Source organism: Streptomyces sp. NBC_00028, assembly GCF_045041065.1.
In the GTDB taxonomy this organism is placed as follows: domain Bacteria; phylum Actinomycetota; class Actinomycetes; order Streptomycetales; family Streptomycetaceae; genus Streptomyces.
In genome coordinates, this window is sequence record NZ_CP108293.1 from 1,035,217 (window position 1) to 1,059,239 (window position 24,023).

Here is a 24,023-nt window from a genome sequence, read left to right on the forward strand (position 1 = left end):
GGCGACCGTCCCTTCCTCATACGGTGGTGTCGCTGCCGTCGGTCAGCAGCGCGGTGAGCAGTTGCTTCAGCCAGGCCCGGGCACGTTCGACGTCCCGGTCCAGGAGCAGTTGGGTGGTGACCCCGTCGTACGCGGCGACGACGGCGTGGGCGGCACCGTCGAGGCCGGCGAGCGCGGCGGGCAGTTCGGTGTGGCCCCGCGCGCGGGCGAGCCGTTCCTTGATCGCCTCGCGCAGCCGCGCCCGGTGTTCGAGGAGGCTCTCGGCGACGGCCGGTTCCCGGGCGGCGTGCACCAGGAAGTCCGTCTTCACCAGCAGCCAGTCCCGGTCGAGGAGCAGCACCTCGGTGACCCGGTCCACGGCGGCGGGCACGTCGAGGTCGGGTCCGTCGAGGGCCAGCGCGCCGGAGACCTGGTCGGCGATCAGGTCGGCGCGTTCCCGGTAGAGCGCGAAGAACAGCTCGTCGAGGCTGTCGAAGTTCGAGTAGAAGGCGCCTCGGCTGTACCCGGCGGCCTCGCAGACCTCCTCGATGGAGACCCGCCCGAAGCCCTTGGCGGCGAACACGGCGAAGGCGGCGTCGAGCAGGTTGGCGCGGGTGCGCACCCGGCGTTTCGTCACTCGTCGCACTGCGTCCACGGGCCGGCCTCCATTCGATACGGGAATGTATCCGATACATCGGTGTATCGAAAGAGGTTCGAGGAAGCCGTCCTCGCGCGATGAGGCCCCTCCCGCGATAGGAACAGATATTCGAATAAGGAGTACGCTGGATCCATGAGCACGCACCTCCAGTCCTCGCTCTTCGACCAGACCGACCGCCTGAGCCTCGGCCCCCTCGACGGAGTCGCCCGTACCGAGCTCGGCTCCGGCGCCTGGATCGACGTGCTGCCCGGCTGGCTGGCAGGCTCCGACACCCTTTTCGAACAGCTCGCCGCCGAGGTCCCGTGGCGGGCCGAGCGACGGAAGATGTACGACAACGTCGTCGACGTTCCGCGACTGCTCGCGTACTACGGCCGGGACGACGTACTCCCGCACCCGGTCCTGGCCGAGGCGCGGGAATCGCTCAGCGCGCACTACGCCGAGGAACTCGGCGAACCCTTCACCACGGCCGGCCTCTGCTACTACCGCGACGGCCGGGACAGCGTCGCCTGGCACGGGGACCGGATCGGCCGGGGTGCCCGCGAGAACACCATGGTCGCCATCCTCTCCGTGGGCGCACCCCGTGACCTGCTGCTGCGCCCGGTGCGCGGCGGCGCGGAGAGGACGGTGCGCCGGCCGCTGGGCCACGGCGACCTCGTCGTGATGGGCGGCACCTGTCAGCGGACCTGGGAGCACTGCGTACCGAAGACCGCACGCGCCGCGGGACCGCGCATCAGCGTCCAGTTCCGCCCGCACGGCGTGCACTGAGGCGGAGAGGCGGCCGCTTCGGACGCACGCGGGGGCTGCCTCCGGCGGACGGTGCCGGAGGCAGCCCTTCCTCTGTGCGGGACCGTGCCGCGCCCCCACACTGGGCGCGTGACCGTGGAAACCCCGGCCCGACGCGGCGAGTTGGACGCGCTGCGGGTCTTCGTCGTCCTCGGCCTCGTCTTCTTCCACTCGGCGCTGGTGTTCTCCCCGGACGACGACTACTACGTCAAGAACGCGGACACCACCGACGCGATCACCGTGCTGGCCGGGCTCGGGGTGATCTGGGCGATGCCCATGCTGTTCCTGGTGGCCGGGCTGGGTTCCCGGTACTCGATCCGGCGTCGCGGAGCGGCCCGGTTCACCCGCGAACGCCTGCTGCGGCTGGGCGTTTCGCTGGTCTTCGGAACGGTCGTGCTCTGCCCGCTCCCACAATGGCTGCGGCTGCGGGCTGCCGACTCCGGCTACCACGAGTCCTACGGGCACTTCTGGCCGCGCTTCCTCACCGTCCGACCCGACCTCGGCGACTTCCCGTTCGTGCTCGAAGGACGGTACTTCGAGACGGGCCATCTGTGGTTCGTGGTGCTGCTCGTCACCTTCAGCCTGCTCCTCGCCCCGGTGGCACGGCCGTTGGCGGGCTGGGGCGAGCGCGTGAGCGAGTCGGTGGCGCGCCGCCCGGCCCTGCTGCTGCTCCCCGCCGTGCCACTTGCCGCGATCAACGCGCTGCTGGGCATGGAGGAGGGTTTCGCGGGCTGGAACCGCTGGGCGTATCTGCTGTTCTTCCTCTTCGGTCACGTCTTCGCCGACGACGTCCGCGTCCGCGCGGGCCTGCGTCGGATCTCCGGACCGGTGGCCTGGACCGGCGGTCTGCTGTTCGCCGGGACCGCGCCGGGATTCCTCACACTCGACGACCCGTTCACCGAGTGGAACGCGCTCGCGCTGGTGACCCGGGCGGTGTTCGGGGCGGCGGGCTGGTGCTGGGTGGTGGCGATCCTGGGGCAGCTGGACCGGCCGCGCGGGCCCCGGCCGCCCTCGCGCGCGATGGTGTACCTCGGGATCGCCGCCCTGCCGGTGTATGTGCTGCACCAGCCGGTGGTGGTCGCCTTCGCCTACGGGGTGGTCGGCTGGTCGGCGCCGATCGTGGTCAAGTACGGGGCGATCGTGGCCGGTTCCCTGGCGGTGATCTTCGTGACGTACGAGTACGGGGTGCGCCGGACGCGCCCGACGCGCTTCCTGCTGGGCATGCGGGCGGCCCCGCCGAGGCCCCCGCCCCCCGTATCTGATGTGATGCCCCCGTCGGGCAGGGAACCTCCTCACACGCGGGACGATCATGCGGGCTGAAGTGCAGCAAGTCGCCGACGGCACCTATCTGGTGCACGGCTCCAACACCAACTGGGTGATCCTCACCGAGGGCGACGGCGTCACGCTCGTCGACACCGGCTACCCCGGGGACCGCGAGCAGTTCCTCGACTCCCTCACCCGGGTGGCCGGTTCACCGGAGGCGGTGACGGCGGTACTGATCACCCACGCCCACAACGACCACTTGGGCTCCGCAGAGCATCTGCGCGCCGCGTACGGCACCCCGGTCCTGCTGCACGAGGCCGAAGTGCCGCACGCCCGGCGGGAGTTCCTGCACCAGGTCACCGTCGGCGACGTGCTGAGGAACGGCTGGCGGCCGGGCGTCGTGCCGTGGGCGCTGCACGCGATCCGCTCCGGCGGCAAGGTGCACGTCCCGGTGACCGCGCCCGAGGCGTTCCCGAAGCCGGGTCCGCTCGACCTGCCCGGCCGCCCCGTCCCCGTGCACACGCCGGGCCACACCGACGGCCATGTCGCCTTCCACCTCCCGGAGTCCGGCGTGCTGATCTCCGGGGACGCCCTGGTGAGCGGCCACCCCACCTCGCGGATCGAGGGCCCGCAGCTGCTGCCGGACATGTTCCACCACGAGCGCGCCCGTGCCGTGGCCTCCCTCGACGTCCTCGCCGACCTGGACGGCGACCTCATGCTCCCCGGCCACGGCCCGGCCCACCGCGGTCCACTCCGTGAAGCGGCACTTCAGGCCAAGGAGCGCGCGCTCTAAGGTGAGGTGACGATCACCCGCGAGACGAGGACGAACGGCCCATGGCACTGCAGATCAGCGCGACGAACCCGGAGCATCCCGCGCTCCTGCTGGAACTGCCGTGGGACGTCCCCCTGGAGGAGTGGCCGGAGGAGGTCCTGGTCCCGCTGCCGCGCGGCATATCCCGGCACGTCGTGCGCTACGCCCGGGCGGGCGACGAGGTGATCGCGGTCAAGGAGCTCGCCGAGCGGCCCGCCCTCAACGAGTACGACATGCTCCGCGACCTCGACCGCCTCGCCATCCCCTCCGTGGACCCCTTGGCCGTGGTCACCGGGCGTACCGACCAGGACGGCAACCCGCTGGAGTCCGTCCTGGTCACCCGGCACCTGGGCGGTTCGATGCCGTACCGGTCGATGTTCGAGACGACGATGCGGCCCGCGACCATGCACCGCCTCATGGACGCGCTCGCCGTCCTGCTGGTCCGGCTGCACCTGGCCGGGTTCGCGTGGGGCGACTGCTCCCTGTCCAACACCCTCTTCCGCCGCGACGCGGGCGCCTACGCCGCCTATCTCGTCGACGCCGAGACCGGCGAGCTCCAGCCCCGGCTGAGCGACGGCCAGCGCGAGTACGACCTCGACCTGGCCCGCGTGAACATCAGCGGCGAACTCCTGGACCTGGAGGCCTCCGGGGCGCTGCACCCCTCCGTCGACCCGATCGAGTTCGGCATGGAGATCTGCAACCGCTACCGCAGCCTGTGGGAGGAGCTGACCCGCACCTCGGTCTACCCGGCGGGCAAGTACCACTACATCGAGCGCCGCATCCGCCGCCTCAACGACCTCGGCTTCGACGTGGCCGAGATGCAGATCGAGCACGCGAACAACGGCGACACGGTCACCTTCGTGCCCAAGGTCGTCGACGCCGGCCACCACCAGCGCCAGCTGCTGCGCCTGACGGGCCTGGACACCGAGGAGAACCAGGCCCGGCGGCTGCTGAACGACCTGGAGAGCTGGATGGCCACCCAGGACGACTACGCCCCGGGCGACCCCCTCGGCGCCCGCCCCGAGGTCCTCGCGCACCGCTGGGTGCGGGACGTGTTCCGGCCCACCGTGCGCGCCGTACCACTGGACCTGCGCGGCTCGATGGACCCGGCCGAGATCTACCACGAGCTGCTGGAACACCGCTGGTACATGTCCGAGCGGGCCCAGCACGACATCGGCCTGGACACGGCGGTCACCGACTACATCGACAACATCCTCCCCAAGGCCCGCGAGACCCTCCAGCCCACCGAACCGGTGCCGGAGGACTGACTCAGGCGGGCGGGACGACGGCCACCGGGCAGCCCGCGTGGTGCAGGACGCCGTGCGCCACGGATCCGATGCGGGCGCCCGCCGCCGTACGACGGGCCCGGCGGCCGACGACCATCAGCTGGGCCCGGCCCGCCACCGACAGCAGCACCTGCCCCGCGCTGCCCATCTCGACGTGCTCGACGACGGGGACGTCCGGGAAGCGCTTCCGCCAGGGCTCCAGGGCGGTCTCCAGCGCCTGCTTCTCTCGCGGTTCGAGGCCGCCCGCCTCGTCGAGGAGCTTCAGCGAGCCGGGGCTGTAGGCGAACACCGGCGGCAGCGTCCAGGCCCGTACGGCCCGTACCGTCGCCCCGCGCGCGGCGGCCGTCTCGAAGGCGAACCCGAGCGCGGCGGCGCTGTCCTCCGGGTCCTCGCCCTGCTGGCCGACGACGATCTCCCGCCCGGCGGCCTCGGCGGTGGGCTCGTCCCCGGCGCGGACCAGCACGACGGGCCGTACCGCCTCCGCGATCACCTGCTGGCCGACCGAGCCGAGCAGGAACCCGACGACCGGGCCGTGCCCGCGCGAACCCAGCACCAGCACCTCGGCGGTCGCCCCGGCCTCCACCAGCGCCTCGACGGTGCCGCCCTCCAGGACGTCGGTGGTCACGGTGAGCCCCGGGTGCCGGGCGGTGACCGCACGGGCGGCCTCGGCCACCGCGTCCCGCACCCATCCGGCCTGGGTCTCGGGGTCGGTGAGCACGTCGAGCGCCATGTCCGCCTGGAACCGCCAGGCCTGCACCACCCGCAGGTCCAGCCCCCGCCGGACCGCCTCCCGCGCCGCCCAGTCCAGGGCGGCGAGGCTCTCCTCGGTTCCGTCGAAACCCACGGTGATCGGGCGCGTCATACGGCTGTCTCCCTCTCCAGGAAATGATCAGGCACCTCGGCACCAGTCTTCACTACGCTGCCGCCATGAGCCTCGAATGGGAGCAAGTGATCGTGGACTCGGCCGACTCCGCCGCCCTGGGCCGCTGGTGGGCCGAGGCGCTCGACTGGGTCGTGGTCAATGACGCGCCCGACGAGTACGAGATCCGCCCGGAGCAGGACCGCGTGCCCGGACTGCTCTTCGTCCCGGTCCCCGAGCGCAAGACGATCAAGAACCGCCTCCATCTCGACTTCCGCCCCACCGACCAGGCGGCGGAGGTCGCCCGGCTCCTCGCGCTCGGCGCCCGGCACGTCGACATCGGGCAGGGCGAGCAGTCCTGGGTGACACTCCTCGATCCCGAGGGCAACGAGTTCTGTGTGCTCAGCGGTGGGACGCCGCATACCTGAGCGAAGCAGGACGTTCGAACATACGATGGGCGACAGCCACAGCCGACAACCCGGGGTGGGAAACGCATGACACAGGCCGCCGAAACAGCGCGGACCGTCATCCTGACCGTGGACGACGACCCGGGGGTCTCCCGTGCCGTCGCCCGTGACCTGCGGCGGCGCTACGGCGAGTCGTACCGGATCGTCCGCGCCGAGTCCGGCGAGTCCGCGCTGGACGCGCTGCGTGAGCTGAAGCTGCGCGGTGATCTGGTGGCGGTGATCCTCGCCGACTACCGGATGCCTCAGATGAACGGCATCGAGTTCCTTGAGCAGGCCCTCGACGTGTACCCGGGCGCCCGGCGGGTGCTGCTGACGGCGTACGCGGACACGAGCGCGGCGATCGACGCGATCAACGTCGTCGATCTCGACCACTACCTGCTCAAGCCCTGGGACCCGCCCGAGGAGAAGCTCTACCCGGTCCTCGACGATCTGCTGGAGGCCTGGAAGTGCAGTGACTACCGGCCGGTGCCCAGCACCAAGGTGGTCGGGCACCGCTGGTCGGCGCGTTCCTCGGACGTGCGCGAGTTCCTGGCCCGTAACCAGGTGCCGTACCGCTGGTACTCGGCCGACGAGCCCGAGGGGCAGCGGCTGCTCGCGGCGGCGGGGCAGGACGGGCAGCGGCTGCCGCTGGTGATCACGCCGGACGGGAGCCCGCTGGTCGCCCCCGAGGCGCCGGAGCTGGCCGCGCGGGTGGGCCTGGCGACCACGCCCACGTCCGAGTTCTACGACCTGGTCGTCATCGGCGGCGGTCCGGCCGGGCTCGGCTCGGCCGTGTACGGGGCCTCGGAAGGGCTGCGGACCGTGCTCGTGGAGCGGTCGGCGACCGGCGGACAGGCCGGGCAGAGCTCACGTATCGAGAACTACCTGGGCTTCCCCGACGGCGTGTCCGGGGCGCAGCTCACCGACCGGGCCCGGCGGCAGGCCGCGAAGTTCGGCGCCGAGATCCTCACCGCACGCGATGTGACGGCGCTGGAGATCAACGGCGCCGCCAAGGTCGTACGGTTCTCCGACGGCTCCGCGATCGCCGCGCACAGCGTGATCCTGGCGACCGGTGTGTCGTACCGGCAGTTGCAGGCGCCGGGCTGCACCGACCTGACCGGGTGCGGGGTGTACTACGGCTCGGCGCTGACCGAGGCGGCCTCGTGCCAGGGGCAGGACATCTACATCGTCGGCGGCGCCAACTCGGCCGGACAGGCGGCGATGTACCTGTCGAAGGGCGCCAAGTCGGTGACGCTGCTGGTGCGTGGCCCGGACCTGGCCGCGTCGATGTCGCACTACCTGATCCAGCAGATCGGCGAGGCGCCCAACATCTCGGTGCGTGCGCGGACGGTCGTCGAGGCCGCTCACGGCTCGGGCCATCTGGAGCAGCTCACGCTGCGAGATGTCGACACCGGGCAGACCGAACTCGTCGACGCGCAGTGGATGTTCGTGTTCATCGGCGCGGCCCCGCTCACCGACTGGCTGGACGGCACGGTGCTGCGGGACGACCACGGGTTCATCCTCGCCGGGCCCGACCTCACCGCCGACGGACGGCCGCCGGCGGGCTGGGAGCTGGACCGGCCGCCGTACCACCTGGAGACCAACATCCCCGGCGTGTTCGTGGCGGGCGACGCGCGCGCCGAGTCCGCCAAGCGGGTCGCGTCCGCCGTCGGAGAGGGAGCCATGGCCGTGATGCTCGTCCACCGCTATCTGGAGCAGTCATGAGCGGGCAGTTGATGCCGTGCAGCCCCGTGGAGATCGGGTCGCTGTTCCTGTTCGAGAAGCTGTCCCCCGAGCAGCTCGGGCAGTTGTGCAGCGCGGGCCGGGTGGAGAGGTTCGAACCCGGTCCCGTCTACACCGAGGGTGAGCCCGCCACCTGCTTCTACGTGATGATCGAGGGCACGGTCGTGCTGTCCCGCCGGGTCGCCGGCGACGACGTGGAGGTCACCCGTACCTCCCAGAGTGGGGTGTACGCGGGCTCGATGCAGGCGTATCTGGGCGACCGGGTGCCGCAGGTCTACAACAACTCCATGCGGGTCACCGAGCCCACCCGGTTCTTCGTGCTGCCGGGGGAGAAGTTCTCGGACTTCATGCAGGAGTGGTTCCCGATGGCGGTGCATCTGCTGGAGGGGCTGTTCTTCGGTTCGAAGAGCACCCAGCGGGCCATCGGCCAGCGCGAACGGCTGCTGGCGCTCGGCTCGTTGTCGGCAGGGCTCACCCATGAGCTCAACAACCCGGCGGCCGCGGCCGTACGGGCCACCGCGACCCTGCGCGAGCGCGTGGGCAAGATGCGGCACAAGCTCGCCATCATCGCCCAGGGGAACTACGCCCCCGAGGTCATGGCGAACCTCATCGACATCCAGGACCGCACGGCCGAACGGGTCGCCAAGGCACCGACGTTGAGCCCGCTGGAGGCCTCGGACCGGGAGGACGCGGTCACCGACTGGCTGGACGACCACGACATCCAGAACGGCTGGCAGCTGGCCCCCACCTTCGTGCAGGCCGGGCTCGACGTGGACTGGCTGAACCAGGTCGCGGCGGCCGTGGACGAGGAGCTCCTGCCGAACGCGATCGGCTGGCTCAACTACACCGTCGAGACCGAGCTGTTGATGGACGAGATCAACGACTCCACCAACCGCATCTCGCATCTCGTCGATGCCGCCAAGCAGTACTCGCAGCTCGACCGCGCGCCCTTCCAGAACGCCGACGTCCACGAACTCCTCGACAGCACCCTGCTGATGCTCTCCGGCAAGATCGGGCAGCGGATCAAGGTCGTCAAGGAGTACGACCGCACGCTCCCGAAGATCCCCGCGTACCCGGCGGAGCTCAACCAGGTGTGGACGAACCTCATCGACAACGCGGTCGCGGCGATCAACGGGGCGGGCGGGGAAGGCACGTTGACCGTGCGGACCGCGCTGGAGCACGAACGGCTGCTGGTGGAGTTCAGGGACACCGGGCCCGGGGTGCCGGCGGAGATCCGCGGCCGGATCTTCGACCCGTTCTTCACCACCAAGCCGGTCGGCGAGGGCACCGGCCTCGGCCTCGACATCTCGTGGCGGATCGTCGTGAACAAGCACCACGGAACGCTCCAGGTCGAGTCCGAGCCGGGCGACACCCGATTCCAGGTGCTGCTGCCGCTCACCGCCGAGGAGAACGACACCATCGAGGAGTTGGCATGACCGACATCCAGGGCCTGGACCCCAGCGTGCCGCCGAGCGGGAGCGGGTGCGTGGACTGTGACGCCGTCGGCGGATGGTGGTTCCATCTGCGGCGGTGTGCGCAGTGCGGGCACGTGGGGTGCTGCGACTCCTCCCCCGCCAAGCACGCGACGGCCCATTTCCAGGAGACCGGGCATCCGCTGGTGCAGAGCTACGAGCCCGGCGAGGAGTGGTACTGGAACTTCCAGACCAAGGAGATGTTCGAGTCGGGCCCCGCGCTGGCGGCGCCGGACAGCCATCCGGCGGACCAGCCGGCGCCGGGGCCCGAGGGACGGGTTCCCGCCGACTGGGCAAGGACGCTGCGCGGCTGAACGCCGAGGGCTCCCCCCGCGCCCGACCGGGTCGGCACAGTGACAGGATGGACGCGTGCCTCTGACCTCCTTCTCCTCGCCACTCGTCGGGCGTGACGACGAACTGGCCCGCCTCGCCACGGTCCTTGAGGGTGCGCGCGGCGGGGCCGCTCGGGCTGTTCTCATCGGTGGGGACGCCGGGGTCGGCAAGACCCGGCTGCTGGACGAGGTCACCCAGAGCGCCGCCCGGGGCGGGATGACCGTGCTCACCGGGCACTGCGTCGACCTCGGGGACGTCGGTCTGCCCTATCTGCCGTTCACCGAGATCCTCGGTGTGCTCGCCTCCGACGAGCGCTTCGCCCCCGTGCTCGCCGGTCATCCGGTCGCCGAACGGTTGCTGGGCGGCGAGGGCAGCGGCGGCCGGCTCCAGCTGTTCGAGGGCATCGCGGGGCTCCTGGCCGATCTCGCGGACGTGGCCCCCGTGTTGATCGTGCTGGAGGACCTGCACTGGGCCGACCAGTCCTCGCGGGACCTGCTGCGCTTCCTGCTCAGCCGGGGCATTCTGCAGCGCCCGGCCGGCGGGGCGCCCACGCATCGACTCGCGGTGTTCGCGTCGTACCGCGCCGACGATCTGCACCGGCGTCATCCGCTGCGGCCGCTGCTGGCCGAGTTGGTGCGGCTGCCCGCCGTGGAGCGCCTCGAACTGCGGCCGCTCGGCGACGCGGAGGTGACGCGGCTTGTGCAGGCGCTGCGGGGGCGGCCGTTGCCGGACGCCACGGTCCGGCGGATCGTGGAACGGGCCGAGGGCAACGCCTTCTACGCCGAGGAGCTGGTCGCCGCGACCGACACCGAGGTCGGCGGGGTGCCGAGCGGGCTGGCCGACGTACTCCTGATCCGGTTCGAGCAGTTGTCGGACACCGCCCAGCTGGTGCTGCGCACGGCCGCGGTGGCGGGGCGGCGGGTCGAGCACGACCTGCTGCGGGAGGCCGTGGGGCTTCCGGAGGACGAGCTGGAGTCGGCGCTGCGCGAGGCCGCCGGACGGCAGCTCCTCGTACCGGGCGACGGGGACACGTACTCCTTCCGGCACGCGCTCGCCCGTGAGGCCGTCTACGCCGATCTGCTGCCGGGTGAACGGGCCCGGCTGCACGGGGCGTTCGCCCGGCTGCTCTCCGCGCGGGGGCGTCGCGCGGAGTCCGCCGCGGAGCGCGCCCACCACTACCGCGAGAGCCATGATCTCGCCGAGGCCCTGGCCGCGTCGCTGGAGGCCGCCGATCACGCCCAGCGGGTCGGGGCGCCGGCCGAGGAGCTACGGCATCTGGAGGCGGCCCTCGACCTGTGGTCGGCGGTGGACGCGTCGGCGCGCCCCTCCGAGGACCGGGTCACGCTCACCCTGCGGGCCTCCGCCGCGGCGGCGCACGCCGGTGAGTCGCATCGCGCGGTCTCCCTCACCCGCTCCGCGCTCGCCGGCATCGACCAGGACGCCGACTCCGAACTCGCCGCCCGGGTCCGCTACACCCTCGCCGGGAACCTGATCAGCGTCGACAGTCTGACCGCGGCGTTCGCGTACAGCAGCGAGGCGCTCGCCCTGATCCCGGCCGATCCGCCGTCGCGGACGTGGGTGTGGGCGGCGGCCACCCATGTGATGGCGGCCCGTCATGTCGGTGAGAACGAGACCGCGTTGCGGATCGCGCACGAGGCGCTGCGGGTCGCCGAGCAGCTCGGGGCCACGGACGCGCGGGCCGACCTGCTCATCTCCCTCGCCGGCCTCGAAGGCGCCGGCCGGCGCACCCCGGAGGGGCGGGAACGACTGGCGCAGGCAAGGGAGTTGGCGCGCCGCTCGGGCAACGCACCGGTGGAGCTGCGGGCGTTGTTCAACCTCGCCATCGGCAGTTACGAGTCCGGCGATCTCGAAGAGGCGCTCCCCCATCTGACCGAGGGCATCGACCGGGCGCGGCGCGCCGGGCTGCTGTCCTCGCTGTACCCGCAGGCGATGCGCCATCTCCAGCTTCTGGTGCTGTACACGCTGGGCCGCTGGGACGAGGCACTGAAGGCGGCCGGCGGGGGCGGGATACTGCCGGCGATAGACGGGTACGCGGCCGGGCCCGCGCTCTATGTCGCCCTGGCCCGCGGCGACTTCACGGCCGTCGACCGGGCCCGCGCCCTGCTGCGGGGCCACTTCGACTGGATGGCCAGCCTGGTCGCGGCCATCGCGCTGACCGAGGCGGCGTCGTTGCGCGGGGACGCCGAGGCGGCGGTGGAGCAGGTGCGTTCGTCCGTGAAGGCCCTCACCGACGACGCGGGCACCCGTCCCGATGTCGCGGTCCGGCTGGCCGCCCTCGCCCTGTCCGCGGTCGCCGACACGACCGCCGGGCTGCGGCTGTCCGGGGACGAGGCGGGCGCGGGACGCTGGGCGGACCCGGCGGACGAGTTGCTGGAGCTGGCCCGGCACTCGGCAGCCCGGGGTGACGACGGGAATCCCCAGGGGCCGGAGGGGCAGGCGTGGCTGGCACGCGCCGAGGCGGAGTGGGTGCGGGCGGTGTCCGGTCCGGACGTGGTGGCCTGGGAGAAGGCCGTCGCCGCGTTCGACTTCGGTGACACCTATGAGCACGCCCGCTGCCGACTGCGGTACGCCGAGGCCCTGTTGGCGGCGGATCGGCGCGAGGAGGCGGCGGTGGCGGCCGGTGCGGCACGGGATGCCGCCGTACGACTGGGGGCCACGCTGCTGCTGGAGCAGACGGACGCGCTGATACGCCGGGGGCGGTTGTCCGCGGCGCCGAAGGCGGCGTCCGGGCCCTCGCCGCTGACCGCCCGTGAGCAGGACGTGCTGCGGCTCCTCGCCCTCGGCCGCAGCAACCGGCAGATCGGCGAGGAGCTGTTCATCAGCGGCAAGACGGCCAGCGTCCATGTCTCCAACATCCTGGCGAAGCTGGGTGCCGCGAGCCGTACCGAGGCGGTGGCCGTCGCCTATCGCGAGGGCCTGATCGCGCCGCGGTGACGGCCCGTCAATCCCCGGCGCATTCCAGGCTGTCGAGGTCGACGGCGTCCGCCATCGCCTGCATGCCCTTGTCGTTGGGGTGGATGTGGTCGCCGCCGTCGAAGAAGGGAAGCATCCGTTCGGGGTCGTAGGGGCTGCGCAGGATGCGGTCGAAGTCGGTGACCGCGTCGAACTCCCCGCTGTCCCTGATGAACCGGTTCACCTCCTGCCGTACGCTCTCGGCGGCGGGGTCCCATTCCGACCAGCCCTTGAAGGGGCCGACGGTGGAGACGACGAGGCACTTGCCGGCCGCGTGCACCCGGTCGGCGATCTCCCGGTAGCCGTCGATCATGTGCTGGGCGGTGACACCTGTGTGGGACTTGATGTCGTTGACGCCCTCCAGGAGGAACACCGTGCGCACACCCGGCTGGGAGAGGACGTCCCGGTCCAGTCGGTTCAGGGCGCTCTGGCCGGGGCCGTCCGTGAGCACCCTGTTCCCGGAGATGCCCTCGTTGGCCACGCCCTTGACGGTGGTCCGCGTCTTCTGGAGCCGCCGGGCCAGATAGTCGGGCCAGCGGCGGTTCAGGTCGGTCGTCGACTGCCAGCCGTCGGTGATGGAGTCGCCGAGCGCGACGACCGCACCGGTGTCCGGGGCGGCCCGCACGGAGACGGAGTCGAGGTAGGCCCAGGAGCCGATCGGCGCCGCCCACCGGGCGCCGCTCTCCTCGGCGGTGTGGTCGCCCTCGGTGAGGTACGACGTCTGCATGGCCATCCAGTGTCCGGTGACCGGGCCCGCCGCGTCCGGGCTGTGGACGCTGACGACCAGGTCGGTTCCGGCGGCCAGCTTCCCGGGCAGCGGATCGCTGTAGACGGTGGCACCGACCGGGACGGTGACGGAGTCCGCGCCGCCGAAGGCGAGCCGCCGGTTGCTGCCACGGACCAGCTCGGGGCCCTTCTGCTGGATCCCGGCGTAGACGCTGTCGAAGGTCACCGGCCGGTCGCCGAAGGCGTTGGAGAGCCGGATGCGCAGGTCCCGGCCGGCGACGCTGGTGTGCACGACCATGCGGTAGCCCCGGTCGGCGACTCCCTCACCCATGCGGTCGGCGCTCGCACCCCAGGTGACGACGCCGTAGGGCGGGCCGTCGGCGGCCGAGGCGGGGGTGATCTGGAGGGCCGCGACGGTCAGGCCGGCGGCCAGCAGGCGGCGGGCCCGGGTCATCGGTCGAAGTCCTTCAGTGTGACCGACGCGCCGGGTCGCAGCGTCACCGTGCGCCTCGATCCCCCGTACTCGACGGTCGTGGTACGGCCGTGGACGCTCCGTATGCGTGCCTCGATCGGTATCCCATCCCTCCACCGTAGATCGACGACGAAACCGCCCCGCGCCCCTACCCCGCTGACGGCTCCCGATGCGGCCCAGGCCGCCGGAAGTGCCGGGAGCAGTTCGATGTGGCCCGGGCGGGAGTAGACGAGCATCTCGATCACCGCGGCCGGGGTGCCGAAGTTGGCGTCGATCTGGAAGATGCCCCGGCCGCGCTCCACCTCGTAGATGTCGAAGAGGTTGAACGCGGTGCCGTTGCTGCCCTCGGTGGAGGGGCGGAGGTTGTTGACGACCAGCTGGTAGGCGTTCTCCGCGTTCTTGAGGCGGGCCCAGCACAGGGCGCGCCAGGCGTTCGCCCAGCCGAAGCTCTCCATGCCCCTGGCGGTGAGCAGGGCGGTCGCGCCCGCCACGAGGTCGGGCGGGGAGTCGGGGCGGATGCGGTCGCCGGGGAAGAGGCCGACGAGCGGGGACAGGTGCCGGTGGGTGGTCTCCCCGAGGTTGTCGGGGGACATCCACTCCTCCAGCCACCCCGTCTTCGGGCTGACCTGCGGCAGATGGAGGCGCTTGCGCAGACCGGCGACGGTGTCGGCGAAGCCGCTGTCCCGCTTCAACTCGGCCGCCGCCGTGCAGTAGTTGCCGAAGAGTGCCCACACCAGCTCCTGGGCGTAGGTGATGCCCTTGGCGTCGAGCGGCCCGTGTTCGGGCGACCAGTCGCTGTCGGCGACGAGCACCTCCCGTGTGGTGCCCGGCAGGGTGAGGGTGAGCAGCCGGGCCTCCCAGAACTCGCAGGCGCCCTTGAGGAGGGGGTAGATCTTCTCCAGATGGGTGCGGGAGCCGGTGAACTCGTAGTGCTCCCAGAGGGAGTTGCACAGCCAGGCGTTGCCCGCCGGGTGCCACCACCAGCCGCCCCCGCCGTACGGGCTGGTGGAGATGGCGACGGTCCAGCCGGCGTTCTTGCCGGTGGAGTTGCGGTAGCGGTTGCGCGGGTCGTTGAAGAGGCGGCGGGTCAGGTCCGTCCAGGACGGGAGCTGGGCGAGGCAGTAGTCGGTGAACGCGTCGAAGGACTGCGCGAGGCCCGCCCGGTCGGCCGCCCAGTAGTTCATCTGGAGGTTGATGTCGGTGTGGTAGTCGCCCATCCAGTCCGGGTCGTTGCCGTCCAGCCACAGCCCCTGGAGGTTCAGCGGAAGGCTGTCCCGTGATCCGGCGATCATCAGGTATCGGCCGAACTGAAGGTACTGGGCCTCCAGTTCGGGGTCGGGTACTCCGTCGCGGGCGCGGGCCTTCAGCCGCTCCCAGGTGTCCAGCGAGCGCTGGGCGGGCGTGGAGGTGCCGAGGGTGAGGTCGAGTTGCCCGAACAGGACGCGGTGGTCGGCGACATGGGTGCGCAGCAGGGTGTCGGCCGGGTGCGCGGCGGCGTCACGGACCTTGGTGCGGGCTAGCTTCTCGGGGTCGAGGGAGGGGTCGCGGTAGTGCGCGTTCGCGTCCGGCGCGTAGTTGGTGCCGCCGCTGACGAGCACGGTGAGCTCGCGACAGCCGGAGAAGTCGACGCGGGTGCCGTTGACGGCGACCCGGCCGCCGCTGCCGTACGCCTCGACCGCGGCGCCGTAGCGCAGCCCGTTGGGCAGGGCCGCCCCGAAGGAGACACCCGTCGCGCCCTCACCGTGCGTGCCCTCCAGCATCACCGAGCCGGTGTACCGGCCGCCGCCGCTCTGGGTGAAGTGCAGGACGATGACGTCGTCGGGGTGGCTGGCGAAGATCTCCCGGCGGTAGGTGACGCCGGAGCGGACGTACGACGTGGTGACCACGCCTCGGGCGAGGTCGAGGGTGCGGCGGTAGCCGTTGACGGCGGACAGGTCGTGGTCGGGGAGGTCCACGGCCAGTCGGGCGAGCAGGGTGAAGGAGCCGAAGTCCCCACGTCCGTAGGGGAACTGGCCGTCGGAGTCGAGGGTGTCGTTGAGGCCGCCGGTCCACATCGTGGCGTCGGTGACGAGGAGGAGTTCCCGGCCGGGGTCGTTGCTCGCGAGGGCGCCGAGCCGGCCGTTGCCGACGGGCAGGCCCTGTTCGATCATCGAGTGCTCGTCGGCGGGGGCCTGCCACCAGAGCGTGGTGCGGGAACCGCCTTCGTACGACGGTGAGTCGGCGGTGGGCCGGTCCGGGGCGGCGGTGGCGGTGTAGGTCGGCAGCGCGGCGAGGGCGCCGGTCGTCGCGGCGAGGGCCAGCAGGCCGCGTCTGGAGGGTTCGGTGGTCATGGCCGCTCCTGGTGGGGGTCAGGACTGGGGGACGTCGATCCGGTCGATGTCCGGCGCGTAGCCGGTGCCGCTGTCGAAGGTGACCGTGTTGGTGCCGGCCTTGAGGGTCACGGGCACGTAGACGCTGGAGACCGTGCCCCAGTCGCCGGTGGAGGGGAACTTGTGGGCGGTGCCCGCGCCGCCGTTGGAGGAGACGTTCACGGAGCGGGCGTCACCGCTGACGTAGGCGACCTTGATCTGGTAGGTGCCGGGCTCGGCGACCACGACGTTGTTGACGGTCAACTTGCCGCCGACGTAGAGGTTGCCGACCTTCTTGCCGTCGGAGCAGGCGGAGCAGTCGGCGACGGAGGCGTTGCCGGCGAGGGTGTTGGCCGGGGCCTCGGCCTCGATGCCGGTCCACCGCAGCGTCGTGCCGCGCGGGGTGACGGTGAACAGGCGGGAGCCGTGGGCGGGCAGGGCCTCGGTGATCCCGTTCTTGTGGGTGCCAAGGTTCTCGTGGTTCCACAGGTCACGGACGGCCGCCTTGCCCCGGAAGCCGAGGGTGGACCAGTCGGCGCTCACGGAGGCCGGTTTGTCGGCGAGGTTGAACAGGGCGACGGTGTAGGTGCCGTCGGCGTTCTTCGCGGCCCACACCTGCTGCGGGTCGGACGGGGTGACCGGGTGGGCGGGCGGGTCGGTGCCCTGGTCGACGGCGATGACCTCGCGGTTGGTCAGCAGGGAGAGGCCGTAGGAGTCGAGGCGGGTGAGGTCGTCGCCGGTGTAGAGCGGGGACTTGGCGATGGCCCACAGGGTGGCGTAACTCTGCCGCTCGGCCTTGGTCAGGCCGTCCATCTCGCCGTTGCCGACGTCGAGGGAGTCGAGGTCGTTCCAGCCGCCGGGTCCGGCGTGCCGCGTCCAGGCCGGAGTGTCGTCCCAGCGGTCGTCGACGGAGTTCTCCCAGCTGACGAGGGTGTTGCAGTAGCACTCGACGTCGGTGTCGACGCGCCAGCCCTGTGAGTACTTCTTCCAGTCGCCGGCGTGGCCGATGTCCAGGGACCAGGACAGTTCGAGGTGGATCGGGCGGCCGGTGGCGGCGATCGCCCTGTTCCAGGCGGCGACGTCGGCAACGTTGTCGTACTGGTCGCCGCTCTTGCCCGACCCGGGGCCGACGCCGTCGAGCTTGAGGAAGTCATAGCCCCAGTCGGCGATCAACTGCGCCTGGGAATCTATGTACTTCGCGGTGCAGGGCTTGGCGAAGTCGAGTTTGTAGGAGCTGTCCCAGCCGTTGGTGGTGCGCAGGTCGTCGTAGACGATGTCGGCGGTGGTGCAGCCGTCCGCGTTGCTGATCGGCGTTCCGCCACCGCCGTACGCGCCCTTCTCCAGGCCGGCCGGGAGATAGATGCCGGCCTTGAGGCCCTTGGCGTGGAGGTCGTCGGCGACGGCCTTCATGCCGCGCGGAAAGCGGCCGGGGTCGGGCTTCTGGCGGCCGTACTGGTCGAACCCGGACTTCCAGGTCTTGTCCATCCACCAGCCGGCGTCGATGTTGACGTGGTCGTAGCCGTACTTCTTCAGCTTGGTGGCCAGGGCGCCGGCCTGCTTCAGGACGTTGGCCTCGGTGAGATAGCTGTAGTCGCCGTCCGGGTTGAGTCCGGGGTACTTGGAGGACTGCATGCTCCAACTGGACCAGCCCATGTACGGCTTGGCGGCGAGGGCGGGCGCGGAGGTGTCCGCGGCAGGCGCGGGCGGGGTGGTGTCGGCGGCGTGGGCCGTGGGGACGGCGACCGCGGTCAGGGCGAGCACCAGCAGGGCTCGCGCGGGCAGGGCGAAGTACGAGGATGACCGCATGGGTCGTACCTCCTGGGGTCGGCTCGATTCAGCTGTCGGCTCGGATGAAGGACTGGATGGCAGTGGCGGCGGCTCCGCGCGCCCACTCCTCGAAGGGCAACGGGCGGGTACGGACGTCGCATTGGGCGGCGGAGCCGAAGGCGGCCGCGACGAAGGCGTCACGGATCTGCTCGGCGAACAGGTCGTAGGCGGCCAGGCCCTCACCGGAGATGATCACGCGCTCGGGACCGAGGAGGTTGGCGACGGTGGCGATGCCCCGGCCGATCGCCTCGCCGGCGCGTGCGTACACCTCCCGTGCCCCGGGGACGCCCCGGTGGGCCATGGCCAGGGCCTCGGCGGCGTCGGCGAGTTCGACGCCGGTGGCCTCCCGGATCTGGCGGACGATGGCGGCCTCCCCCGCGATCGCCTCCACACAGCCTCGGTTGCCGCAGTGGCAGCGCGGGCCGGCCGGGTCGACGGTGACATGGCCGATCTCCCCGGCCACACCGTGCGCCCCGGCGACCACCCGGCCGTGCACGACGAGACCGCAGCCGATGCCGGCGCCGACGGTCACCACGGCGAAGTCGGACAGTCCGGCGCCGGCGCCGAACCACTGCTCGGCGACGGTCAGGGCCCGCACGTCGTTGTCGACCGTGACCGGCAGCCCGGTGGTCATGGCGGCGAGTTCGGCGAGCGGCACGTCACGCCAGTCGAGGAACGGCGAGTAGCGGACGGCCCCTTCGCCGCGGTCGACGTCTCCGGAGACGGCGACGCCGAGGCCCAGGACGGGCGCCTGGAGGCCGTCCGCCTCGGCGAGGAGGGTCTGCGTCAGCTCGGCGATCGACGCCAGGACCGCCTTCGGGGCGCGGTCGGGCAGGGGTACGTGCCGGGCGTGGCGGATGCGGCAGCACAGGTCGGTGAGGACGCCGATGATCTCGTCGCCGGTCACCTTGACGCCGATGAACAGCGCCCGGCCGCCGTCGACCCGGACCAGGTTGGCGGGGCGCCCGAGCGCGGGCCGGGCTTCCGCGTCGACGTCCTCCACCAGGTATCCGGCCTCGATCAGCGGGCGGACCGCCTTGGTGACGGCGGCCGGTGAGAGCCCGACCCGCCGGGCCACCTCCAGCCGGGCGAGGGGGCCTTGGGTCAGGACGGCGGTGAACACCTGGGAGGTGGCGGGGGTGTTGACGGGGAAGGTCTCGGCTCCAGGGGTCGGACGCATGGCCGGAAACCTATGGGGGTTCTTTTCCGTCGTCAATAAAAGAAACAGAATTGACTGTGCGTCGGCTCTGTCGGCCCTGTGCCGAGCGGCCCGGCCGCCGGATGCGAGGCTTCCGACGGCCGGGCCGGTGGATCAGTGCCGGGCCGCGGGTGTGTTGGCCGCGGTCACGTTCACGGCGGCCCAGGAGCGGTCCACCGCCTTGTACTCCGTGCTGCCCGTGCCGTAGAGGTCCTTCGCCGCCTTCAGCGTCGCCTTGCGGGCGTCGTGGAAGTCGGTGGTGGAGACCATGTAGCGGGTCAGGGCGCGGTAGTAGATCGCCGTGGCCTTGGTGCGGCCGATGCCCTTCACGGGCAGGCCGTCGATGGTCGGCGAGTCATAGGTGACGCTGCCGATCGTCTTGCGGCCGCTGCCCTCGGCGAGGAGGTAGTACGCGTGCGAGGAGACGCCGGAGCCGGCGTGCACCTCGGCGTCGTAGACGGCCGGTGACCAGTAGTCGATGGCGCCTTCGAGCTCGTCGAGGGACGGCTTGTCGAGGCGGCGCAGGAACTTCTGGTCCAGGCCGAGCTTCTCACCGAGGAGGTAGTTCGGCGGGTTCTTCGGGTTGTTGGCGCTGAACTCGACGTTCGAGCCGAAGATGTCCGCCAGGGACTCGTTGAGGGAGCCTGCCTCGCCGTACTGGTTGCCGTCCGCGTCCACCCGGGTGGGCTCCAGGCGGGCGGTGGCGTCCACGACGCCGTGGGTGAGCTCGTGGCCGGTGACGTCGAGGACGACGAGCGGCTTCTTGAACATGTCGCCGTCACCGTCGCCGTACAGCATGCAGCCGCAGGTCGGGTCCCAGAACGCGTTGGCCACCTTGTTGCCGAAGTGGACCATCGCCTTGGCACCCTTGGAGTTGTTGGCGATGCCCTTGCGGCCGAAGGTCTTCTTGTAGAAGTCCAGGGTCTTGGTGATGCCGTACTGGGCGTCGACGGCGGCGCTGGCCCGGCTGGAGACGGTGCCGTTGCCCCACTTGTTGGTGGTGGAGGTGAACTTCTTGCCGCGGGTGAAGTTCTCCAGTTCCTGGCCCTTGGCGTCACGGGTCTCGGTGCCCCAGCGGCTGGGGTCCTTCAGGAGGTAGCTGCGCGTGCCCGTCTTGGTGGTGGTGAGCGTGACCTTGCCGGCGAAGAGCGAGTTCCCGGTGCCGGACGCCGTCGCCGCGAGCGCGGAGGCCTGCGGGGCGGTGCCGGTGGCCGGGTCGAGCGTCTCGCCGCGCTCCCGCAGGGCCTCGACGAGCTTGGGCGACAGGAACTCGTCGCTGTCGGGCGTGTTGCTGCGCACCTTGCCGGTGAGGGCGTCGACGACGACCGTGCGGGAGCCGCCGGCCTCGGTGGTGGCACTGTCGGTCACCCGCACCTGGTAGGCGAGGGCCGAGGCACCGTCCCGGGCGTCGACGACGAGTTCGGCCGGTTCCGCGGCGCCCTTCGCGACGGCGGCGGCCTTCTCCTCGGCCTGGTCGGCGGTCAGCCGGGCGCGCGCCGCCTTGGGCTCGACCTTGTGGTCGGCCGCCCGGGTGACACCCGCGTAGGTCAGCCGCTCGGTGAGGTGGACGACGAGATCGCCGCCGAGGACGGGCATGCCCTGGTGCGCCCGGACGAACCGGACATGCCGGGCCCCCTCCGGGTCGATCAGCACGTCCTGGGCGTGGAGTTCGTCACCCTGGGCCACACCGGTGGCGGTGGCGTTGGAGAACGCGGCGGCGCGGGCCGCGTCGACGACGGTCGTGGCGGTGACGGCCGCAGCCTGGTCGGGCTTCCCCGTGGACGGGTCGGCGAAGGCCGTACCCGCGAGCCCCGTGGCGGCTGTCGCCACGGTGACGGCGACAGCCAGGCTGCGTATGTGGGGTCTACGCACTGTTGAGGGTTCCTTCGTGCGAAAGCGGCCGGGATCACCAACCGCCCTGGGACATGGCGCGGTTGGGCGCCATGGGGGCTGGTCGGGCCCCGGTTCGCAACCCTTACGGATGAGTCATGTCCACGTAAAGCCTAAATCATCGGTTTTCTGGCTTTTCAGGGCAATACTTTGCAAATCCGCACCACCCAGTGATCAGCGGCTGACCAACTGTGCGTCGGCTGTGGAGATGTGACGGGACGCGAGAAGGTTGCCCGGCGTCCGTGTGACCGATCTCGCATCGAGGACTCACCGCCAGAAACGGGAGAAACAGTCGGATGTCATCACAAACACTGCGCACGGCAACGGTGTCGGGGACGGTCCTGCTGTCCCTGCTGGCGGTCCCCGCGCACGCCACGGCGGACAGCGCCCCCGCCCGGGCCGGCGCCACGGCCCTGGCGCAGCCGGACCTCGAAGGTGTCCGCGCGGTGCTGCGCACGGCCGTGCGGCAGGGCGCGCCCGGCGCACTGGCCCGCATCGACGACCGCGGCACGGTCCACCGGGCCGTCACCGGAGTCGCCGACCGCACGACCGGACGCACCATCAGCACCCTCGACCGGTTCCGCATCGGCTCCGTCACCAAGACCTTCTCCGCCGTGGTGCTGCTGCAACTGGTCGACGAGAAGAAGCTCCGGCTGGACACGTCCGTCAACCACTATCTGCCGGGACTGCTGCCCGACGACCGGATCACCGTGCGGCACGTCCTGAGCCATCGCAGCGGCCTGTACGACTACACGAACGACATGTTCGCGCGGACGGTCCCGGGCTTCGAGGCCGTCCGCACCAAGGTCTTCACCTACCGCGAGCTGGTCAAGCGCTCCCTGCGGCACGCCCGCACCAACGGCCCCGGCGCCGCCTACTCGTACTCCAACACCAACTTCGTCGTCGCCGGGATGCTCATCGAGAAGCTGACCGGCCACCCCGTGCAGACCGAGTACCAAAGCCGCATCTTCGAGCCCCTGAAACTGCGCGACACCTTCTACGTCCACCCGAACACGAAGCTCCCCGGCCGCCACGCCCGCGGCTACCTCACCCCGGACACGCCGGGCGCGGCCCTCGTCGACGCCACCCGGCAGACCACGTCCTGGGCACAGAGCGCGGGCTCGATCATCTCCACCGCCGGGGACCTCAACACGTTCCTGTCGGCACTGCTGCGGGGCAGGCTCACCTCCGCCGCGAGCCTGGACCAGATGCGCCGCTGGTGGACGGTCAACAGCAACACGTCGTACGGCCTCGGACTGCGCCGCCGGACCCTGTCCTGCGGGGTCTCGGTGTACGGCCACACGGGCGCCGTCCAGGGCTACTACACCTACGCGTTCACCTCGAAGGACGGCAGGCGCAGCCTGAGCGCGGCCGTCAACACCTCCAACAACGGGACGGTCCTCAACACCATGTTCGGCACGCTGGAGTCGGCGTTCTGCGGGAAGCGGGCGAAGACGCTGCGCGGCTCGGCGGCCGGGGTGGAGCGGTACGAGGACATCGCGCCCGGCGTGCCGAGGGACTGACGCGGCGGGAACCCGGGGTCGGGGGCGGACGTTGTCCGGACACCCCCCTCCCGGGGTTCCGCGCCACGACAGCAGCAGGACGGCCCGATGACCGAATTGGTTCCCGGGGGCAATCTGCCCCTGCCGGGCGGCATCGTGACCGTCCGGGTCCCCGGCCCGTTCGACGTGTCCGCGCTGATCACCGACGACGACGGCAGGGTCCGCGGCGACACCGACTTCGTCTTCTACAACCAGCCCGCCGCCCCCGGTGCCCGGCTGTCCGGCCACACCCTGACCCTCGATCCGGCCCGACTGCGCGCCGGTGCCTCCAGGGTCACGGTCGTCGCCAGCCCGGCCGACCCGGACACTCCCCTCGGCCGGCTGCCCGCACCCGTGCTGGACGTCATGGGCGCCGGCGGGCGTCTCCTGGCCCGGTTCGCCCCACCACGCCCACGGCAGGAGACGGTCCTGCTCCTCGCCGAGATCTACCGGCGCGGCACCGGCTGGAAGCTCCGCGCCCTCGGCCAGGGGTACGCCGACGGACTGGCGGGACTCGCACGGGACTTCGGCGTGGAGGTCACCGACGACCCGCCGGCGCCCCCACCGCGGCCCCTGAGCTCCAGGGCACCCGCACCACCGCTCACCCCCTCCTCCCCCGCCGACCCCGGCGGCTTCCTCGGCCTGGTCAACTCCGCCCGCGCCGTCGCCGGTTCACCGCCCGTCGCCCTGGACGCCCGGCTGTCCTCCGCGGCCCGGGCCCACGCCGCCGCCATGGCCGCGTCGGGCCGCCTCGGCGTCGAGGGCCCCGACGGCGTCTCCCTCTACCAGCGCCTGACCGCCACCGGATACAGCTACGTCACCGTCGGCGAACACCTCGTCTCCGGCCCCCGCACCCCGGCCGAGTTCATCGACCACTGCCTGCGCACCACACAGCCCCGAAAGACCGTGCACGACCCGGCGTTCACGCACGCGGGCCTGGCACACGTCTCCGACAGCCGTTCCGGCGAGACCTACTGGACCGCCCTGTGGGCCCGCCCCCTCACCCCCGCCGAGCTGGCCCGCACCGCGTCCGAGGTCGTCGACCTCACCAACCGCGAGCGCACCCGGCAGGGTCTGCCGCCCCTGGCCGTCGACCCCCGTCTCACCACCGCCGCGCAGGCGCACAGCGCCGACATGATCGCCCGTGCCTTCTACTCCCACACCGCGCCCGACGGGAGCCGGCCCTGGGACCGGGCCGCCGCCGCGGGAGCCACGCGGCGCTCGATCGGCGAGAACATAGCCTGCGGTCAGCGCTCCCCCGCCGAGGTCGTCGAGGGCTGGATGAACAGCCCGGGCCACCGCGCCAACATCCTCACCCCCGGCTTCACCCACATCGGGATCGGCTTCGCGGGCGGTGGTGCGGCGGGGACGTACTGGACCCAGCTCCTCGGCGCCTGACCCCGTGACGGAACGCA

Annotated in this window: 18 protein-coding genes; 11 read left to right on the forward strand and 7 right to left on the reverse strand. The window is 71.7% G+C overall.

The window, feature by feature from the left end:
* Positions 1–16: 16 nt before the first annotated feature.
* A complete protein-coding gene (locus OG885_RS04590; protein ID WP_405726377.1) occupies positions 17–634 on the reverse strand; it encodes a TetR/AcrR family transcriptional regulator in 618 nt (205 codons plus the stop codon).
* Positions 635–769: 135 nt separating this feature from the next.
* Here OG885_RS04590 and OG885_RS04595 point away from each other — a divergent pair, with 135 nt between their 5' ends.
* From OG885_RS04595 to OG885_RS04610, 4 genes are all read left to right on the forward strand, one after another.
* The gene (locus tag OG885_RS04595) at positions 770–1,402 is read left to right on the forward strand and encodes an alpha-ketoglutarate-dependent dioxygenase AlkB (RefSeq protein WP_399955110.1); all 633 of its coding nucleotides are present in this window, start codon (positions 770–772) and stop codon (positions 1,400–1,402) included.
* 108 nt (positions 1,403–1,510) lie between these two features.
* Positions 1,511–2,740, forward strand: coding sequence for an acyltransferase (locus OG885_RS04600; protein ID WP_405726380.1), 1,230 nt, complete (start codon positions 1,511–1,513; stop codon positions 2,738–2,740).
* Positions 2,730–3,476: an MBL fold metallo-hydrolase gene (locus tag OG885_RS04605; protein ID WP_405726383.1), complete on the forward strand. Its 747-nt coding sequence runs from the start codon at positions 2,730–2,732 to the stop codon at positions 3,474–3,476. Before OG885_RS04600 ends, OG885_RS04605 begins: the two co-directional genes overlap by 11 nt.
* A gap of 41 nt (positions 3,477–3,517) precedes the next feature.
* Positions 3,518–4,762 carry a DUF4032 domain-containing protein gene (locus OG885_RS04610; protein WP_405726386.1) on the forward strand — a complete coding sequence of 415 codons (1,245 nt, stop codon included), beginning with the start codon at positions 3,518–3,520 and terminating at the stop codon, positions 4,760–4,762.
* 1 nt (position 4,763) lies between these two features.
* On the opposite strand, the gene OG885_RS04615 is transcribed toward OG885_RS04610, so the two are convergent.
* A complete protein-coding gene (locus tag OG885_RS04615) occupies positions 4,764–5,642 on the reverse strand; it encodes a universal stress protein (RefSeq protein ID WP_405726389.1) in 879 nt (292 codons plus the stop codon).
* Positions 5,643–5,707: 65 nt separating this feature from the next.
* Between OG885_RS04615 and OG885_RS04620 the strand changes: the two genes are divergently transcribed.
* The 5 genes from OG885_RS04620 (at position 5,708) to OG885_RS04640 (ending at position 12,588) form a co-directional block, all read left to right on the forward strand.
* On the forward strand, positions 5,708–6,067 hold the full coding sequence (locus tag OG885_RS04620) for a VOC family protein (RefSeq protein WP_405726392.1): 360 nt from the start codon (positions 5,708–5,710) through the stop codon (positions 6,065–6,067).
* A gap of 66 nt (positions 6,068–6,133) precedes the next feature.
* A complete protein-coding gene (locus tag OG885_RS04625; RefSeq protein ID WP_405726395.1) occupies positions 6,134–7,810 on the forward strand; it encodes an FAD-dependent oxidoreductase in 1,677 nt (558 codons plus the stop codon).
* Positions 7,807–9,264, forward strand: a complete 1,458-nt coding sequence (locus OG885_RS04630; RefSeq protein ID WP_405726398.1) for an ATP-binding protein — start codon at positions 7,807–7,809, stop codon at positions 9,262–9,264. The genes OG885_RS04625 and OG885_RS04630 overlap by 4 nt, the downstream gene beginning before the upstream one ends.
* A complete protein-coding gene (locus OG885_RS04635; RefSeq protein ID WP_405726401.1) occupies positions 9,261–9,614 on the forward strand; it encodes a UBP-type zinc finger domain-containing protein in 354 nt (117 codons plus the stop codon). Before OG885_RS04630 ends, OG885_RS04635 begins: the two co-directional genes overlap by 4 nt.
* Before the next feature lie 55 nt (positions 9,615–9,669).
* On the forward strand, positions 9,670–12,588 hold the full coding sequence (locus OG885_RS04640; protein ID WP_405726404.1) for an AAA family ATPase: 2,919 nt from the start codon (positions 9,670–9,672) through the stop codon (positions 12,586–12,588).
* Between the two features lie 7 nt (positions 12,589–12,595).
* Here the strand turns inward: OG885_RS04640 and OG885_RS04645 are convergent, their stop codons facing one another.
* From OG885_RS04645 to OG885_RS04665, 5 genes are all read right to left on the reverse strand, one after another.
* Complete coding sequence (locus tag OG885_RS04645) at positions 12,596–13,786, reverse strand: SGNH/GDSL hydrolase family protein (RefSeq protein WP_405726407.1); 1,191 nt, start codon at positions 13,784–13,786, stop codon at positions 12,596–12,598.
* A complete protein-coding gene (locus tag OG885_RS04650) occupies positions 13,783–16,134 on the reverse strand; it encodes a glycosyl hydrolase family 95 catalytic domain-containing protein (protein WP_405726410.1) in 2,352 nt (783 codons plus the stop codon). The genes OG885_RS04645 and OG885_RS04650 overlap by 4 nt, the downstream gene beginning before the upstream one ends.
* 18 nt (positions 16,135–16,152) lie before the next feature.
* Positions 16,153–17,958 (reverse strand): alpha-galactosidase D, encoded by a 1,806-nt coding sequence (locus OG885_RS04655; protein ID WP_405726413.1) that lies wholly within the window; start codon positions 17,956–17,958, stop codon positions 16,153–16,155.
* 28 nt (positions 17,959–17,986) lie between these two features.
* Positions 17,987–19,159 (reverse strand): ROK family protein, encoded by a 1,173-nt coding sequence (locus OG885_RS04660; protein WP_405726416.1) that lies wholly within the window; start codon positions 19,157–19,159, stop codon positions 17,987–17,989.
* A 132-nt stretch (positions 19,160–19,291) separates the two neighbouring features.
* Positions 19,292–21,049 (reverse strand): M4 family metallopeptidase, encoded by a 1,758-nt coding sequence (locus OG885_RS04665; RefSeq protein WP_405726419.1) that lies wholly within the window; start codon positions 21,047–21,049, stop codon positions 19,292–19,294.
* 314 nt (positions 21,050–21,363) lie between these two features.
* On the opposite strand from OG885_RS04665, the gene OG885_RS04670 reads away from it, so the two are divergent.
* Both OG885_RS04670 and OG885_RS04675 read left to right on the forward strand, forming a co-directional pair.
* Positions 21,364–22,590, forward strand: coding sequence for a serine hydrolase domain-containing protein (locus tag OG885_RS04670; RefSeq protein WP_405726422.1), 1,227 nt, complete (start codon positions 21,364–21,366; stop codon positions 22,588–22,590).
* Positions 22,591–22,677: 87 nt separating this feature from the next.
* On the forward strand, positions 22,678–24,006 hold the full coding sequence (locus tag OG885_RS04675; RefSeq protein WP_405726425.1) for a CAP domain-containing protein: 1,329 nt from the start codon (positions 22,678–22,680) through the stop codon (positions 24,004–24,006).
* The last annotated feature ends 17 nt before the right edge of the window (positions 24,007–24,023 follow it).

What these genes read in the sequence shown, in the direction of transcription:
- OG885_RS04630 (WP_405726398.1), top strand. Translation starts at nt 7,807, where the DNA reads ATGAGCGGGCAGTTGATGCCGTGCAGCCCCGTGGAGATCGGGTCGCTG.
- OG885_RS04655 (WP_405726413.1), bottom strand. Translation starts at nt 17,958, where the DNA reads ATGCGGTCATCCTCGTACTTCGCCCTGCCCGCGCGAGCCCTGCTGGTG.
- OG885_RS04615 (WP_405726389.1), bottom strand. Translation starts at nt 5,642, where the DNA reads ATGACGCGCCCGATCACCGTGGGTTTCGACGGAACCGAGGAGAGCCTC.
- OG885_RS04635 (WP_405726401.1), top strand. Translation starts at nt 9,261, where the DNA reads ATGACCGACATCCAGGGCCTGGACCCCAGCGTGCCGCCGAGCGGGAGC.
- OG885_RS04605 (WP_405726383.1), top strand. Translation starts at nt 2,730, where the DNA reads ATGCGGGCTGAAGTGCAGCAAGTCGCCGACGGCACCTATCTGGTGCAC.
- OG885_RS04670 (WP_405726422.1), top strand. Translation starts at nt 21,364, where the DNA reads ATGTCATCACAAACACTGCGCACGGCAACGGTGTCGGGGACGGTCCTG.
- OG885_RS04650 (WP_405726410.1), bottom strand. Translation starts at nt 16,134, where the DNA reads ATGACCACCGAACCCTCCAGACGCGGCCTGCTGGCCCTCGCCGCGACG.
- OG885_RS04610 (WP_405726386.1), top strand. Translation starts at nt 3,518, where the DNA reads ATGGCACTGCAGATCAGCGCGACGAACCCGGAGCATCCCGCGCTCCTG.
- OG885_RS04660 (WP_405726416.1), bottom strand. Translation starts at nt 19,159, where the DNA reads ATGCGTCCGACCCCTGGAGCCGAGACCTTCCCCGTCAACACCCCCGCC.
- OG885_RS04595 (WP_399955110.1), top strand. Translation starts at nt 770, where the DNA reads ATGAGCACGCACCTCCAGTCCTCGCTCTTCGACCAGACCGACCGCCTG.
- OG885_RS04620 (WP_405726392.1), top strand. Translation starts at nt 5,708, where the DNA reads ATGAGCCTCGAATGGGAGCAAGTGATCGTGGACTCGGCCGACTCCGCC.
- OG885_RS04625 (WP_405726395.1), top strand. Translation starts at nt 6,134, where the DNA reads ATGACACAGGCCGCCGAAACAGCGCGGACCGTCATCCTGACCGTGGAC.
- OG885_RS04675 (WP_405726425.1), top strand. Translation starts at nt 22,678, where the DNA reads ATGACCGAATTGGTTCCCGGGGGCAATCTGCCCCTGCCGGGCGGCATC.
- OG885_RS04645 (WP_405726407.1), bottom strand. Translation starts at nt 13,786, where the DNA reads ATGACCCGGGCCCGCCGCCTGCTGGCCGCCGGCCTGACCGTCGCGGCC.